This window comes from Saccharopolyspora sp. 7B, from assembly GCF_020177435.1.
GTDB lineage: Bacteria > Actinomycetota > Actinomycetes > Mycobacteriales > Pseudonocardiaceae > Saccharopolyspora_C > Saccharopolyspora_C gregorii.
This window is the reverse complement of record NZ_JAIUKC010000002.1, coordinates 15,834-30,612: the sequence shown is the minus strand read 5'-3', so window position 1 is coordinate 30,612 and position 14,779 is coordinate 15,834. Positions and strand designations below refer to the sequence as shown.

Below are 14,779 nucleotides of genomic sequence, written 5' to 3'. Positions count from 1 at the left end.
ATGACCAGCCCACAGGATCCCGAGGCGCCGAAGCGCCGGTGGCGGCACCGCGTCCCGGTGCGGCTGCGCCACCACTGGAAGGTCCCGGCGGGCCTGCTCGCGGTCGTCGCCGTGCTGCTGCTCGTCTTCGGGGACGCGAGGGTCCGGCCCCTGTTCGTCGCGGAACCGGTCGTGCAGGAGAGCATCACCCAGGACATCGCCGGGACCGGCGACCTGTTCGACGGCGGGGACCACCGCATCGAGGTCCGGTTCGACCAGGCCGAGTACGCCGACATGATGCGCACCTTCCGCGAGGAGGGCGAGAAGCAGTTCATCCGCGCCGACATCACCATCGACGGAACCGCGGTGGAGGACGTGGGGCTGCGGCTCAAGGGCAACTCGACCCTGATGAGCCTGCGCGGGCAGGACGGGAGGGGCCCCGGCGGCATGCCCGGTGGCGGCCCGGACGCGGCGGTCCCGAGAGGTGGCGGGCAAGACCCCGCCGCCGATGCGCCCGCGGACGACACCGGCACGGCCGTGGACGGGGCGGAACCTCCCGCCGATGGTGCGGAGACTCCCGCCGACGAGGCCGACGCTCCGGCCGACGGCGCGGAGCCTCCCGCCGACGCCGGGGACCGGCAGCAGAACCGCCGCGGCGGCCCGTCCATGGCATCGCTGTCCGAAGACGAGCCCGAGAAGCTGCCGTGGCTCATCAGCTTCGAGGAGTTCGCCGAAGGACGCGCCTACCAAGGCCACAGCGAGATCACGCTGCGCCCGGAGGCGGGCGGCACCGCGACCGCCCTCAACGAGGCCCTCGCCCTGGAGCTGACCGCGGCCGCCGGGGAGACGACGCAGCCGTACACGCTCACCACGGTCAGCGTCAACGGCGGCGCGGCGGTGCCGCGGTTGCTGCTCGACCCGCCCGACGCGGCGTGGGCCGAGCTGCACGGCGACGGCGTGCTCTACAAGGCGCGGGCCGGCGGGTCCTTCGAGTACCTGGGCGACGACCCCACCGACTACGAGGAGGCGTTCAAGCAGATCAACAGCGAGGGCGACTACGACCTGCAGCCGGTGCTGGACCTGCTGTCGTTCGTCGACGAGGCCGACGACGAGGAGTTCGCCGCGGAACTGGACGAGCACGTGGACACCGCCTCGTTCGCGCGGTACCTCGCGCTGCAGAACCTGATGTCCAACGGCGACGCCATGGACGGGCCCGGGAACAACTACTACCTCTGGTACGACACCGGGCAGGACCGCTTCACCGTGCTGTCCTGGGACCTGAACCTGTCGTTCAGCGGCATGGGGATGGGCCCGGGCGGAGGCGGTCCGGGCGAGGAACCCGGCGGCGGAGCAGGAGATCAAGGCGGTGTGCCCGGTCAACCCGGTGGCGGGATGCCCGGTGGCGGGATGCCCGGCGGTCCGGACGGCGAGCAGCCCGGCGGACGCCCGGGCGGTTCCGGCGGCGGACCTCGCGGCAGCGGCGCCCTCAAGGAGCGCTTCCTCGCCGACGAGCACTTCCGCGCCGCCTACGAGCAGGCCTACGCGGACCTGCACCGCGACCTGATCGCCGACGGCACCGCGATCGCGCTGCTCGACCGCGTCACCACCCGGGCCGAAGGCGCCGGGGACGAAGCGGCCCGCACCGCCCGCGACACCCTCGCCCAGCAGATCACCACCACCAGCCCCACCCCGCGCGAGGACGTCGGCATCGGCCCGCCGGGCAGGTGACCGCACCCCGGACTGGGAGGGCCGCACCCGTCCCGGTCCGGGGCTCACCTGCGGTGTGCACGGGGTGGAACCGGGTGCTCGCGCTGCGTGGCGCACCCGGTTCGAGATCACCCCGTCCCCCGGTGCGTAGCCTGTGCCGCGGTTTCGCGGTGATCGGCCGTTCGCCGTTCCGCGGACCGGTTCGGACGGCTCGCGCAGGTGCGCCCTCGAACGGTCGGGGGCCACCGGGCGGTGGCAGCAGGAGGAGTGTCGTGGGTTCATCCCGGTTGAAGCGTTCGCGGAACGCCGCGCTGGCGGCCACGGTCGTCGCCACCGCCGTCGGCCTGTCCTCGGTCCCGGCGACCGCGGAACCGGCGGGCAGCGCGACCGACGCGCAGAAGCAGCTCAAGGAGCTGGGGCGCCAGGCCGAGGAGCTCACCGAGGCCTACAAGAAGGCGCAGGACGACCACGCCGCGCGGCAGGACGAGCTGGGCCGGGCGAACGCCGAAGCGGAGCAGGCCGGGCGCACGACCGCCGACGCGCGCGCCGAGGAAGAGCGCTTCCGCGGCCAGGTCGACCAGTTCGTGCACGCCTCCTACCAGGGCGCCCGGATGAGCAAGCTGTCCGCGCTGCTGGTCAGCGAATCGCCGAACGAGTTCCTGGACCGCTCCTCCGCGCTGGACGTGCTCGCGCGGGACAACGACGACGCCGTCACCAAGCTCGCCGGGGCGACCGCCCAGGCCGAGCGGGGCGAGCGGGAAGCCAGGTCCGCGCACGAGCGGGCCGCTCGGGCCGAAGCCGACGCGGCGCGGCTGGAGGGCGAGATCGCGGGCAAGAAGGACGAGATGGACGCCCAGATCGCCAAGGTGAAGCAGCAGTACGAGAGCCTCACCGAGCAGGAGCAGGACTCGCTGTCCGGCGGCGGCAGCAAGGTGGGCTCGCTGATCGGCTCCGGCGCCGCGATCAAGGCGGTCAACGCCGCGCTGAGCAAGCAGGGCTCCCCGTACGTCTTCGGCGCGAAGGGCCCGAGCCAGTTCGACTGCTCCGGCCTCGTGCAGTGGTCGTTCAAGCAGGCCGGGGTGTCGCTGCCCAGCTCCACCCAGTCGCAGATCTCCGAGGGCGAGAAGGTCTCGCAGAGCGAGATGAAGCCCGGGGACGTGATCTTCTTCTACAGCTCCGGCAGCCACGACGGCATCTACCTCGGCAACGGCAAGATGGTGCACGCCCCGACCGAGGGGCAGACCGTGACCGTCGAAGAGGTCAAGTACATGGGAGAGATCAACTCGGTCCGCCGCTTCGCGGGGTGATCGCCGTTCCCCTGTTGCGTAGGGGACGGGTGGCGGAACCTCAGCGCTTTCCTCGCTGCGGGATCGTTTTCACAGGTGGCTCCGCCACATGCGAAAACGCTGTCCTCGCGAGGAAAGCGCTGAGAACCCGCTGCGGTGCCGGTTGATCAGGTGGCCGCTGCTCAGCGGCTTCGCCGCTGACAGGAGCCCGGCTTTCGGTCAGGTTGTGCCCAGGTGGCCGAAGGCCTTGTCCGTTGCCGCTCGTTCGGCGGTTCGGCGGACGGCTCGGGTGAGGACCGAGCCCGGTTCGACCGCGCTGGTGACCAGCGCGATCGACGCGGTGGGCGCGGGGTCGGCCAGCCGCAGCACCCGGGACCCGGCGGGCGGGTGCAGGGTGCGCAGCCAGGACTCGGGGACGATCGTCGCCCAGCGGCCGGTGCCGACGTGCGCGATCAAGGTCACCAGTGAATCGGACTCCAGGCGCGGCGCCACCGCCAGCTCGCGCGCGGAGATCGCCTCGTCGATGAGCTGGCGCCCGCGCATCCCCTCGTCCAGCAGGCACATCGGCAGTTCCAGCGCCTCCGGCCAGCTGATCGAGTCGGACTGGCCGGTGATCAGCTCACCGCTGGCCAGCAGCACGTGCCGTTCCTCGTAGAGCGGGGTGACCGCCAGGTCCGCCAGTTCCTGCTCCTTCGGGTGGATGATCCCGGCGTCCAGCTCGAACCGGCGGATCCGCTCCAGGATGTCCGCCGAGCGCATGTCCGTCGCCAACCGGACCCGCGCCAGCGGGTGCTCGGCGCAGAACGGGTCGGTGATCAGCGCGACGGTGCTCGCCGCGGCCGGGATCACGCCGAGCCGGAGCGTGCCGGTGAGGCCGGTCTGCAACGCCGCGGCCTCGTGCTTCAACGCGTCGTGCTCGGCCAGGACGCGCCGCGCCCACAGCACCAGCCGCTCCCCTTCCGGGGTGAGGCCCTCGTACTGGTGCCCGCGCCGCACCAGCGGCACCTTCAGCTCGTGCTCCAGCTTGCGGATCGCCTCGGACAGCGCCGGTTGGGACACGTAGCAGGCGTTGGCGGCGCGGGCGAAGTGCCCCTCCCGGGCGAGCACCACGAAGTACTCGAGCTGTCGGAACAACATGCCCCATTCGACCACGCCCAGTGCCCGGTCGGAGCGGCCTCTCCAGCCGATCGGCCGCACCGCGCGGGCGCCTCCCGCGGCGCGGCTCGGCGCCGCGCCGGTCCGGGACGACGTCAGGTCGCGTCCGGTGGCACGCCGGCAGGTGAAGACGATCACCGCGACCGGACCCGATCGGCGCCACCTGCGTCGATAACGACCGCCTATCGACCGTTCGGCAACTCCGCTTGGACCGGCGGTGCGTTCCGGCGAACCCTGGTCCCCGACACGCGGCGCCGCCCGCGCCACCGACCAGGAGCAGCCGAGGACGATGCCGGAGCACGACGACGCGACCGACGTCCCCTGGGCCCGCGCCCGCGCCCTCGCGCGCGACGCCGGTCGTCCGCTGCCGCGGCAGCACCGCGAACTCCACGACGCGCTGGGCCACGCCCTCGCCGAACCGCTGACCGCGTTGACCGACCTGCCGCCGTTCGACAGCTCCGCGATGGACGGGTGGGCCGTGGCCGGTCCCGGGCCGTGGCGGCTGCGCGCCGGGCAGGCGCTCGCCGGTACCGAACCCGAGCCGCTGGCCGACGGGGTCGCGGTCGGCATCGCCACCGGCGCGCAGCGGCCGCCCGGGCGGGCCGCGGTGCTGCGCCGCGAGCACGGCCGCGTCGAGAGCGCCACCGGCCTGCTCGTCGACCGGACCGCGACGCTGCCCGAGCCGGGGCGCGACGTCCGCAAGCGCGGGCAGGAATGCCAGGTCGGCGAACCGCTGCTGCCCGCGGGCACCACCGTGACGCCCGCGGTGCTGGGGCTGGCCGCGGCCGCCGGGTACGACCGGCTCGTCGTGCACCGCGCGCCGACAGTGGAACTGCTGGTCCTCGGCGATGAACTGCTCGACTCCGGGGCGCCCCGCGGCGGCCGGGTGCGGGACGCGCTGAGCCCCATGCTCGCGCCCTGGCTGCGCTGCGGCGCCGAGCTGATCGGGCGGCGCCGCATCCCGGACGCCGCCGAGCCGCTGCACGAGGCGCTGCGCGACTCGACCGCGGACGTCGTGATCACCACCGGCAGCACCGCCGCCGGCCCCGTCGACTTCCTGCACGCCACGCTCGCCGAGCTCGGCGCCCGGCTGCTGGTGGATTCCGTGGCCGTGCGTCCCGGGCACCCCATGCTGCTGGCCGAACTCCCCCGCGCCGCCGACGGCCGGGTCCGGCACCTCGTCGGCCTGCCCGGGAACCCGCTGGCCGCCGTCGCCGGGACCGTCACGCTGGCCGCGCCGCTGCTCGACGCCCTCGGCGGGCGGGCCGAGACCGAGTTCCAGCAGGCCACGGCCGCCGCCGATCTGCGCGGGCATCCGCGCAACACCAGCCTGGTGCCGGTGGAGCTGCGGTCCGGTGCCGCGGCACCGCTGCCCTTCGGCGGTCCCGCCATGCTGCGCGGCCTGGCGCTGGCCGACGGTTTCGCCGCCGTCCCCCCGGGCGGCCTCCGCGCCGGGGACGCGGTGCGGGTCATCGCCCTCCCGCACTCCCGGGCGTGACACCACCGTGCGCACCGGAACCGCATCGGAAATGGGAAATCCGTGGCGGATCGGCCATGCGTGCCGGCCCGGCACCCGAACGCGGCCTCGGGCTGGCGGGTAGGCGCCACTGTCCGAATCGGGGAGCGGCGCGCGCTTAGCCTCCGTCGTGCGTGACACCTGCCGATCAGGAGGAGCCGACATGGCGAGGTACTCGTTGACCGCCGCACTCTCCGGTGCGGCCACCGCGTTGCTGCTGGTGGCGGGCGCACCGGTTGCCGGAGCGGACACCGGTGCGGCCGCCGAGCCGCACGTCGTCACCTACGACGCCAGCCAAGCCGCGGAGTTCCAGGAGGCCATCGACGAGGCCACCGCGACGTGGAACGACCAGGTCACCAACGTCAAGTTCGAGAAGGCCACCGACGGGCAGGCCGACCTCACCGTCCTCGCCGACGACGACTGGCCGCGCGCCCAGGTCGAGTCGCTCGGCGTCGGCACCGTGTGGATGGGGCGCCAGGCCGTGGACGAAGGCCACTTCGTCCCGCGCATCGCCACCCACGAGCTCGGCCACATCCTCGGACTGCCGGACGATCGCACCGGTATCTGCGAGGACCTGATGTCCGGGCACAGCGCGGGCACCGACTGCAAGAGCACCCTGCCCAACGCCGAGGAGAAGGCCGAGGTCGAGGCCAACTTCGAGCAGGGAGCGTCGATCGAACCCCGCACCTACACCGAGGCCCCGGCCCTCGCCGGCCGGTGACGGCGGACCCCGCCACGAGGTGAGCGGGGGGGGGCCCCGGGCCGGGGGGCCCCCCCCCCCCCCCCCCCGGCCCCCGCCCCGCGGGCCGGCGGGGGGGGGGGGCCCGGGGGGGCGCCCCCCCCCCGCCCCGGGGGCGCCCGCCCCCCCCCCCCCCGGCGGCGCCCCCCCCCCCCCCCCCCCCCCCCCCCCCCCCCCCCCCCCCCCCCCCCCCCCCCCCGCTGCTCCGTCGGCTCTCAGTGACCGGGCTCGGCCGCCGCCCGGTCCGAGCCGTCCGTCCCGGTCGCTGCTCCGCGGGACGTCTCGTCGTGTTCGTCGTCCACCACCACGTCCTCTTCGGCTTCCGCGACCACCTCGTCCGGAAGCGGGGGTGCCCCTCCGAGTTCGCCGGTTCCGCCCGGTTCGTGCGGTTCTCCGGAGTCGCCCTCCCCCGCCGGGGAGTCGAAACGCCTGCTGATCGTCGCTGCCTCGTCGGCGAAGCCCTGCTCCCGCAGGTGGTCGGCGACCTGGCGCGCGAGCAGCGCCCTTTCCGGCGAGTCCGGCAGCTCGCTCAGGAAGTCCAGCGCCCGCTCGTCCAGCGGGCGCTCGCGGTCTTCCTGCGCCGTGGCGCCGTTCCCGTTCTGCGCGACCGGCGCGGAGATCATCGCGGGCATCGGCGACGGCGGCCCGGCCATCTCGGCGGCGGCGAAGGCGAACCCTTCGTGGTCGAAACCGGCGAATCCCACCGACTCCGGACCATCGTCCTCCCCGTTCACGGTCCGGGTCAGCTGCCTCAGATCGGCGATCCGTCCGACCGCCTCGTCCACCCGCTTCTTCTCGTCGGTCCGCGGACCCGCCAACCACCACACGAGCGCGTTTCCTGTGCTGGTCAGGACTTCGCCACCCAAGTAGGAGCGGACGTTGCGCTCGTAGCTGCGCTCGTACTCCCAGACCTCTTCGTCCTTGCGCACCTCGGCCAACCGCTTGAGGCGATCCGCGTCCGCATCCGCCAATCGCAGCACGACCTGGTCCGCCCACGCCTGCACCCGACCGGTGCGATCAACGCGCGGTGCCCCGAGCGAGCCCATGAGCTGGTACTGCGCGCGACTCGCGTCCTCCGGGCGGACCTCGGCGGCCATCCTCGTCACCTCGTCGAGGATCGCACCGGCGGCGAGAGCTCCGGGCTTGGTGTGCGGCAGGCCGGATGCGCTGCCGCACGGCAGCCACCGGACCGTGCACGAGAACAGGAACCGGTAGTCGGCCCGCGCACTGCTCAGCACCACGTCGGTCACCGGGAAGGACTGCGGTTGCGGCGGTTCGGGCGGCCGGGGCGCGGGCGGCGGTTCGGTCCGGAAGTCCTCCGGTGGCACCCGAGTGCGCGTACCGCGGCGCAGCACCGACTCCGTGAGCACCACCCCGAACAGCGCTGGTGCCGCGAGGGACGAGGCCGCGAGCAGCAACCACACCCACAGCGGCCAGCCACCGACCAGGCCCAGCACCACCCACAAAGCCGCGACGAGCACCGAGACCACGCGGAGCCCGAGCTTCTGGTTGTCGTTCAACATGTTCTTCCCTAGCTGTAGAGCCGGTGTTCCTGAGCTCGGTCGAGACGGACGGCGAGCCGTCGCGCCACCTCCCGATCGCGAGCTCGTCGTTCGTTCCCGTGCTGGTGGACCCAATCCCGGGCGACCACGTGCAACCGCGCCAGTACCGAGAGCCGACCTCGCGCCGCATCGACCAGGACGTCGAGGAAGAGGTCACCGTGGGGAGCCGTGCCCGCGGCATCGAGCCAGGCGCGGACGCTCGATCGCCAGACCGACTCGTCCAGCGGCAGGACGCGGTTCCAGCAGGTGGCGAGCTGTTCCCGAATGACCTTGCTGTGCAGTAGGACCCGCGAACCCGGCCCGCGCCCGCTCACCCGGTCCGCACGCGCCAGCAGGAGGAACAGCCCCGGGTCGGCGCGTCGCGGATTCTCGAGCCAGGTCACCATCCGCCACAGGAACCTGCGGTACAGGCGGTCGCTGCTCGTCAGGTCGCGCACCGCGCTGCGAGCCGTATCCGCTACGTCACGCGCAGGATGCCCGGCGAGCAACCGCAACCTGACCAGCGCTTGCTCCGGGTGTTCCTCGGCCATGACGTTCGCGCAGACCAGGACGAGCACCCGAGCGAGGTCCTCGGAGGGCTCGCCTCTGCTCGCGGCTTCGTAGATCTTGCGGCGGAGTTCGCCGGCTCCTCCGAGAGACCTGTCGTCCTGGAGGCCGTACCCCAACGCGCTCGCCGCCCACCTCACGGCGGACCGATGGCGAGTTCCCCTTCCCCCGCCCGCCGTCCACCGTTCTGCCAACACCCATAGATCGAGCGTCCGACCGGTCCGGCACGCCTGCACCGCGAACCGCGCCACCATCCGGTCCTGGTCGGCATCCGTGAGCTCATCCATCGCCAGGCAGGTACCGACCCAGTCCCGGAAATGTTCGCGCAACTCCGGGAAATTGCTCCAGAAGTACTCGCGCACCGCCTCGGCGTAACGGGGTGATTCGAACTTGATCGCTCGTCTGTTCTCGACTCCGGCTGCGATGTTCTTCAGCGCGTCACCGAGACCGGCACGTTCGAGCACGAAACCGTCGTCCTGCGGGTACCCCAGTCCCGTCTGCAAGGCGTGTCGGGCGACGTGCGCGGAGTCGGGATGCGCGCCTTCCACCATCGACGCGGCCAGCAGCGTGGTCCGCTGCCCGAGCGTGTAGTTCTTGACCTGTCCGGCGACCTTGGACACGTATTCGGCGACCGTCTCCGTCGCCGACTTCGCCCACTGCGCGAAACCCGCTTCCGGATTCCGCTCCTCGGCCTGCACGATTCGAGCCACGAGACGTTCCAGCCCGCGCATCGGTTCACTCGCCCGGCTTTCGCCGAGTGCGTCGAGCTCGTGCACGTTCTCCGGGATGTTCTCCGCGAGGAGATGACTCCGGATCACCGCTGATCCGTCCGGTCGCTCGATCACGACCCGGGGGTTGGTGACCTCGTCCCCGAGCAGCTGCTCGAAATCCACCGGGAGGACGACGACCAGTGCGGCGCCCTCGCGTTCGACCGCCGCGCGGAAGGTGTCCAGATCGCGCCGCAACGGCTCGACGTTCTCCCCCGTTTCGGCGGACAGGTCGAGCAGCAGCCGTTCTCCCCGCTGGACCGACTCCGCGTCCAGCGGACGCTCGTCGACGTCCTCCTCGTTGTCGAAGGTGAGACGCCGGAATCCGGCTTCGTTGTCCGGAAAGCGCAGCCACAGCAGCATCTCGGCGGTGCTCTGCCTGCCGCTGCCGTCCGCACCGCTGATGAAGACGGTGCCGTTCCGCACGAGCGCGTCCTGGGCCGCTTCGAACTTCCGCGGTGGTACGAAGCGCTTGCTCAAGTACTCCCGCCGCCACGCCGAATGGCTCAGCGGTCGTGCGCGCTTCCGGCGCTCCCGGCCCTGCGACTCCGAGATGAGCACGACGCCGACGTCGCCGCTGATCAAGAAGCCGGAGCCCGAATTCACCTGCGGACGCGAGCCCGCGACGACCGTCTCGACGTTCCCGTCGAGCTGGTCCACCCCGACGTAGTCCGGCGCCCCGCGCTGCTCGTCGACGCTCACCGGTCTCCCTTGTCGACCCGGTGCTGCACCCCACCGTTGCTGGTGCCGAACACGGCGACACCGTCGCCTTCGTTGCGCGCATCGTTGATCTGGTGGCCCGATCCGGTGTTCACCCGGGCGTCAGGTCCTACGACGACGTGGCCGACCGCCCCGTGCGCCTGTGCGATCCCGGTGTAGGTCGGACCGGCCCCTCCTCCGCCGCCGCCACGGGGCTTCTCGTCCGCGCCGTCCGCTTCCGGGGGCCGCGGCGCCGAGAACCCGTTGCGCAGCAGGTCACCGGAAGGCTTGGGCACCCGCAGGTAGGCCTGCCCGCGGTAGGTCTTCACCTCGACCTCCACCGGCACGTACAGACCGGGGTCCTCCCCGGTGTAGCCGGGCTCGACCACGTCGTCGTGCACTCGACCCGAGACGATCGCGGCTACGCACGTCGTCGCGTTGGATCTGGTCAGGAGGTCCCGGACGGACCGGTCGTCGAGGATGCGGTGTGCTTCGATCCGGGTGTTCCCGCTGCCGTCGCTGATCGCGTTCCGCCCGGAATCCGTCATCGGCCCGACGGTCAAGCTCACGCGCATCCGCATCGGCCGGTCTCCCGGGCGCACCCGGTTCTGGTACTCGAGCTCCGCCTGGAGATCGGCCAGGAACGGGTCGAGCAGGGTCGGGAGGTGGTGCGGGTCGAAACCCGCGAAGTAGCCGTCCCCGGTGGTCCCGTGGAAACGCGCGGAGCGCCACACCTCGTCGAGCCCGCGCCGGCGGAAGGCCTGTTCGAGGATCAGCGGGATCTGCTCCGTGATGCGGGCGTGGTCACTTCCCTTCTCGCCGCTGAAGTCCTTCATGTCGACCACGAGGAGTGCGCGGTACGGCGGCAGTTCTGCGATCCGTTGCTGCTGGTGCGGTTCCACGTGTTGCCCCTTCACTGCGTTCGTGCGATCACCGCAAGGGTCGGACGCGCGGTGGCGGGGGGCCCACCGGTGAGGTGCGCCACTAGGACGGCGGCACTGCGCCCGCCTGCGCGGCCAGCGCGTGCTCGTCGTCGACCACGAGGCGCGGTCCCGGCCCCAGCGCGCCGGACGAACGCAGCACCGCGATCTGCTCGGCGACGGTGCTGCGCGCCATGCCCAACGCCTGGGCGAGAGCTTCTTGCGAGAAGGGGATCCGCGCGCGGTCCGGCTGTCGCGCGTCGGCCAGGGAATGGACTTCGAAGCACAACCGGGCCACTCGCTGCAACGGTCCGAAGTGGAACTGCTGGACCTGGTAGGGCACCGTTTCCGACAGCTTCCCCACCAGGTAGTCGCTGAGCAGGCCGTGCGCCCCGTGGTCGTGGAGGAACCGGTCGAACTCGGCGCGCTTCAGCACGCACGAGGTGCACGCGTCCAGGGCCTGGACCGAAGCCATCCGGCGGGAATTCCCCCGTGCCGCCATCTCCCCGACCAGATCTCCGGCACCGCGGAGCGACAACAACACCTGGGAGCCGTCCAGTCCCGCCAGGACCTTGACCCGCCCGCTGATCAAGGCGAAGAGGTGCCCGCCCCGATCGTTCTGGCGCAGCAGGTACTCCCCGGCGCGGTGGTTGCGCCGTACCCCGGAGCCGACCAGGGCCGCCCAGCGCCGATCGCCCAGCAACGCGCGGAAACCGGCCGGAAGATGATTCGCATCGTGGTGCACAGCAGAGTCCGTACCGGCCGTGCGGGGAGAACGCGATCGGTTTCGTTGATCAACGCCCGAACGGAGCAAGGCGCTGGCCCCGACAGGTGAGCCCGGCGCGAAGCGCGGAACCCGCGCACCGGCCCGGCTCGACCTCGCTCCTCCGCCGCGTCCCCGAAGAGTTTCCTCACCCGAGCGCGGTGGCCACCGGCTCTGCCAGGAGCGTGAGTTCTCCGGCCAGGTCGGTGTGGAGCCAGGTGGGGAGGTCGGCCGCGGGGAGGTCCTGGCTGAGCAGGAAGCAGAGCTTGGTGTAGGCGGCTTCGAAGGTCATGTCGGCCGCGCCGATCGCCCCGGCGTCGAGCAGGGCGCGCCCGGCCGCGTACCGCTCCAGGTCGATCCGGGACCGCTGCGACTGGCTGAGCACGACCACGGGCGTGCCACCGGAGTTCAGGTCCTCGATCACCCGCGTGAAGCCCGGCTCGCCGCTCGGGCCCACTCCCAGCCCGTACCCGCGGAGGAGCACCGCGTCCGGCGCGGGGCTGGTCAGGTGCCGGAACCGCTCGGCGGTCATGCCGGGCACCGCGGTGACCACGGCGATGTCGTGGCGCCGGTAGGGGGCGAGCGGGACGCCGAGGTCGGGCGCCGGGCGTTCGGCGGCGGGCGCCGGGTGCGGGCTGGTGAAGCCGTGCCGGTCCAGCGCGGAGCTCTTCGTCGCGCGGGTGCCCGCGATGAGCTCGCCGTCGAAGAACACCGCGCGCCCGATCGCCGCGTCGGCCACCGCTTCCACCGCGCCGCGCACGTTGTCCGGCGCGTCCGAACCCGGCATGCCGAACGGCACCTGGGCCCCGGTGAACACGACGGGTTTCCCGAACCCGGCCAGCGCGTAGGAGGCGGCGGCCGCGGAGTGCGCGAGGGTGTCGGTGCCGTGCAGCACCACGAACGCGTCGTGCTCGTCGCGGTGCGCGCGGAGCCGGTCGACGATCCGCTGCCAGTCTTCCGGGGTGGCGTCGGACGAGTCGATCAGGTGCTCGAAGCGGGCGAACGCGGTGGTGAGGTCCGGCCGGTCCCGCAGCAGCGACGCGATCTCCGCTTCGACGTCGCCGCCCGGTTCGAGGCCGCGCGGGGTGCCGACCATGCCGATCGTGCCGCCGGTGTACAGGAACAGCACGTTCATTCGGGACGTCCTCCTCGCCGCGGTGGGACCGCGTCCTCGTGCCGCGGCCGTCCCGGACGGTAATCCAGCCGTGGACGTGCGGTCCAATTCTGGACAACGTCGTCCAACCGTGCCAGGGTTCCGGCACGGCGACACCGGAGGGGACCGTGGGCGACGACTCCGACGAACACCTGCTCCGCGAGGCGGGGCGGATCGCCACCGCGCTGGGCAGGATGTTCCCCGGGCTGTGCGAGGTCGTGCTGCACGACCTGCGCGATCCGTCGCACCCGGCCCGGGTGGTCGAGAACGGGTCGCCCGGGCGCGAGGTCGGCGACCCCGCCGCGGAACTCGCGCGGCTCAGCGACCCCGGCCAGCCGGGCGTGCTGCAGAACCGGCCGAGCCGGTTCCCCGACGGGCGTCCGGCGAAGAGCACCTCGATCGGCATCGAGAACGCCGCGGGCCGCCGGATCGCCGCGCTGCGGGTGGACCTGGACGTCTCGGTGCTCTCGCCGGTGGCGCTGGCGCTGTCCAACCTGGTCGCCACGGACGCCGGCGAATCCCCGGAACCGCAGGCGCACGCGCGGGACCGCGACGCCCTGCGCCGGGCCGTCGAACGCGCCGCGGCGGAGCGCGCGGCCACGCCGCGGGCGCTGCCCAGAGAGGCGAAGCGGGAGCTGGTGCGGCGGCTGCGCGCGGACGGCCACTTCGCCTCGCACGACGCCGCGCGGACCATCGCCGACCTGCTCGGGGTGTCCCGGGCGACCGTCTACAACTACGCGAGGTGACGGTGGGCGACGAACCGCACCTGGTCGACCGTTCCGGGCGCCGCTACCGGATCGACGAACCGCGCTGGCGCGGGGACGACGGGTCCCCGCTGCTGGTGGCGCCGCTGCCGGGCATCGGGCGGGAGCAGGTCGACACCGGCGTCGGCTCGCAGTGGCGCTACGCGGCCGCGCTCGCGCAACCGCACCTCGCACCGGTCAGCCTCGGCGAGGGGCGGACTCCGCTGCTGCCGCGGCGCTTCGCGGGGCTGGACGTCGCGGTGAAGGTCGAGGCGAGCAACCCGACGGCCAGCTTCAAGGACCGCGGCGTCTCGGTCCTGATCAGCACGGTGCGGGCGCAGGGCGTGCGCGCGGTGCTGGCGGACTCCAGCGGGAACGGCGGTTCCTCGGTCGCCGCCTACTGCGCGGCGGCGGGCATCGACGCGCGGATCCTCGCCCCGGACTCCACGTCACCGGACAAGGTGCTGCAGAGCCGCGTCCACGGCGCCACCGTCGACCTGGTCCCCGGCGGCAGGCAGCGCACCGCGGACGAGGCGGTGCGCCGTTCCGCGCGGCGGTGCTACGCCGGCCACAACTGGCATCCCGCGTTCCTGGACGGGATCAAGCTGATCGCCTACGAGATCTGGGAGGACCTCGGGTTCCGGGCGCCCACCGCGGTCGTCGTCCCGGCGGGCGCGGGCAGCCTGGTGCTGGGTTGCGCCGCGGGATTCGCCGAACTGCGGCGGGCCGGGCAGATCGACCGGGTGCCGCGGCTGCTGGTCGCGCAGCCGGAGCGGTGCAGCCCGCTGGTGCGCGCCTTCGCCGCCGGGGCGGATCACGTCGAGGACGCCGACTGGCCGGGCACGATCGCCGAGGGCACCGCGATCGCCCGGCCGGTCCGCGACCGGGAGGTGCTGCGCGCGCTCCGGGACAGCGGCGGAGCGGCCACCGCCGTGCCGGAGCGGGAACTGCGCCCGGCGACCCTCGAACTCGCCGGGACCGGCCTGTACGCCGAGCCGACCAGCGCCCAAGTGGTACCGGCCATCGCGCGCTTCGCCCGGGACGGGCTGCTCGGCCCGGACGACACCGTCGTCGCGGTGCTGACCGGTTCCGGCCTCAAGGCGAGCGCCGCGATGGCCCGGCTGCTGGACGAATAGTCCCGCAGCGGCTGACGGCTACCAGAGCAACCGGACCACCCGCGGGTTCTCAGCGGTTCCCTCGCGAGGACGGCGATGTCGTCGTGCTACATCGGAAATCGCGGCGAC

Annotated in this window: 12 protein-coding genes; 6 read left to right on the top strand and 6 right to left on the bottom strand. The window is 73.0% G+C overall.

The window, feature by feature from the left end; all coding sequences use genetic code 11:
• Nucleotides 1–1,707, top strand: a complete 1,707-nt coding sequence (locus LCD33_RS00120) for a CotH kinase family protein (RefSeq protein WP_224977360.1) — start codon at nucleotides 1–3, stop codon at nucleotides 1,705–1,707.
• Between the two features lie 251 nt (nucleotides 1,708–1,958).
• The gene (locus LCD33_RS00115) at nucleotides 1,959–2,993 is read left to right on the top strand and encodes a C40 family peptidase (RefSeq protein ID WP_224956341.1); all 1,035 of its coding nucleotides are present in this window, start codon (nucleotides 1,959–1,961) and stop codon (nucleotides 2,991–2,993) included.
• A gap of 198 nt (nucleotides 2,994–3,191) precedes the next feature.
• On the opposite strand, the gene LCD33_RS00110 is transcribed toward LCD33_RS00115, so the two are convergent.
• Nucleotides 3,192–4,109 (bottom strand): LysR family transcriptional regulator, encoded by a 918-nt coding sequence (locus LCD33_RS00110; protein ID WP_224956340.1) that lies wholly within the window; start codon nucleotides 4,107–4,109, stop codon nucleotides 3,192–3,194.
• Between the two features lie 307 nt (nucleotides 4,110–4,416).
• On the opposite strand from LCD33_RS00110, the gene LCD33_RS00105 reads away from it, so the two are divergent.
• Both LCD33_RS00105 and LCD33_RS00100 read left to right on the top strand, forming a co-directional pair.
• Nucleotides 4,417–5,625: a molybdopterin molybdotransferase MoeA gene (locus LCD33_RS00105; protein ID WP_224977359.1), complete on the top strand. Its 1,209-nt coding sequence runs from the start codon at nucleotides 4,417–4,419 to the stop codon at nucleotides 5,623–5,625.
• Nucleotides 5,626–5,806: 181 nt separating this feature from the next.
• Nucleotides 5,807–6,364: a snapalysin family zinc-dependent metalloprotease gene (locus tag LCD33_RS00100; RefSeq protein ID WP_224956338.1), complete on the top strand. Its 558-nt coding sequence runs from the start codon at nucleotides 5,807–5,809 to the stop codon at nucleotides 6,362–6,364.
• 233 nt (nucleotides 6,365–6,597) lie between these two features.
• Here LCD33_RS00100 and LCD33_RS00095 read toward each other — a convergent pair whose 3' ends face one another.
• From LCD33_RS00095 to LCD33_RS00075, 5 genes are all read right to left on the bottom strand, one after another.
• Nucleotides 6,598–7,905, bottom strand: coding sequence for a hypothetical protein (locus LCD33_RS00095; protein WP_224977358.1), 1,308 nt, complete (start codon nucleotides 7,903–7,905; stop codon nucleotides 6,598–6,600).
• 8 nt (nucleotides 7,906–7,913) lie between these two features.
• A complete protein-coding gene (locus LCD33_RS00090) occupies nucleotides 7,914–9,959 on the bottom strand; it encodes a hypothetical protein (RefSeq protein WP_224977357.1) in 2,046 nt (681 codons plus the stop codon).
• On the bottom strand, nucleotides 9,956–10,858 hold the full coding sequence (locus tag LCD33_RS00085) for a hypothetical protein (protein WP_224977356.1): 903 nt from the start codon (nucleotides 10,856–10,858) through the stop codon (nucleotides 9,956–9,958). The genes LCD33_RS00090 and LCD33_RS00085 overlap by 4 nt, the downstream gene beginning before the upstream one ends.
• Before the next feature lie 82 nt (nucleotides 10,859–10,940).
• Nucleotides 10,941–11,621, bottom strand: coding sequence for a Crp/Fnr family transcriptional regulator (locus LCD33_RS00080; RefSeq protein ID WP_224965859.1), 681 nt, complete (start codon nucleotides 11,619–11,621; stop codon nucleotides 10,941–10,943).
• A 166-nt stretch (nucleotides 11,622–11,787) separates the two neighbouring features.
• A complete protein-coding gene (locus tag LCD33_RS00075; protein WP_224965858.1) occupies nucleotides 11,788–12,774 on the bottom strand; it encodes an asparaginase in 987 nt (328 codons plus the stop codon).
• 146 nt (nucleotides 12,775–12,920) lie between these two features.
• On the opposite strand from LCD33_RS00075, the gene LCD33_RS00070 reads away from it, so the two are divergent.
• Together LCD33_RS00070 and LCD33_RS00065 are read left to right on the top strand one after the other, a co-directional pair.
• Nucleotides 12,921–13,538 (top strand): transcriptional regulator, encoded by a 618-nt coding sequence (locus LCD33_RS00070; RefSeq protein ID WP_224956328.1) that lies wholly within the window; start codon nucleotides 12,921–12,923, stop codon nucleotides 13,536–13,538.
• A 2-nt stretch (nucleotides 13,539–13,540) separates the two neighbouring features.
• Nucleotides 13,541–14,671 (top strand): threonine synthase, encoded by a 1,131-nt coding sequence (locus LCD33_RS00065; protein WP_224965857.1) that lies wholly within the window; start codon nucleotides 13,541–13,543, stop codon nucleotides 14,669–14,671.
• The last annotated feature ends 108 nt before the right edge of the window (nucleotides 14,672–14,779 follow it).

Bases quoted from the DNA above. Each gene is read 5' to 3' on its own strand.
- LCD33_RS00120 (WP_224977360.1), top strand. From the start codon at position 1: ATGACCAGCCCACAGGATCCCGAGGCGCCGAAGCGCCGGTGGCGGCAC.
- LCD33_RS00110 (WP_224956340.1), bottom strand. From the start codon at position 4,109: ATGTTGTTCCGACAGCTCGAGTACTTCGTGGTGCTCGCCCGGGAGGGG.
- LCD33_RS00105 (WP_224977359.1), top strand. From the start codon at position 4,417: ATGCCGGAGCACGACGACGCGACCGACGTCCCCTGGGCCCGCGCCCGC.
- LCD33_RS00100 (WP_224956338.1), top strand. From the start codon at position 5,807: ATGGCGAGGTACTCGTTGACCGCCGCACTCTCCGGTGCGGCCACCGCG.
- LCD33_RS00095 (WP_224977358.1), bottom strand. From the start codon at position 7,905: ATGTTGAACGACAACCAGAAGCTCGGGCTCCGCGTGGTCTCGGTGCTC.
- LCD33_RS00075 (WP_224965858.1), bottom strand. From the start codon at position 12,774: ATGAACGTGCTGTTCCTGTACACCGGCGGCACGATCGGCATGGTCGGC.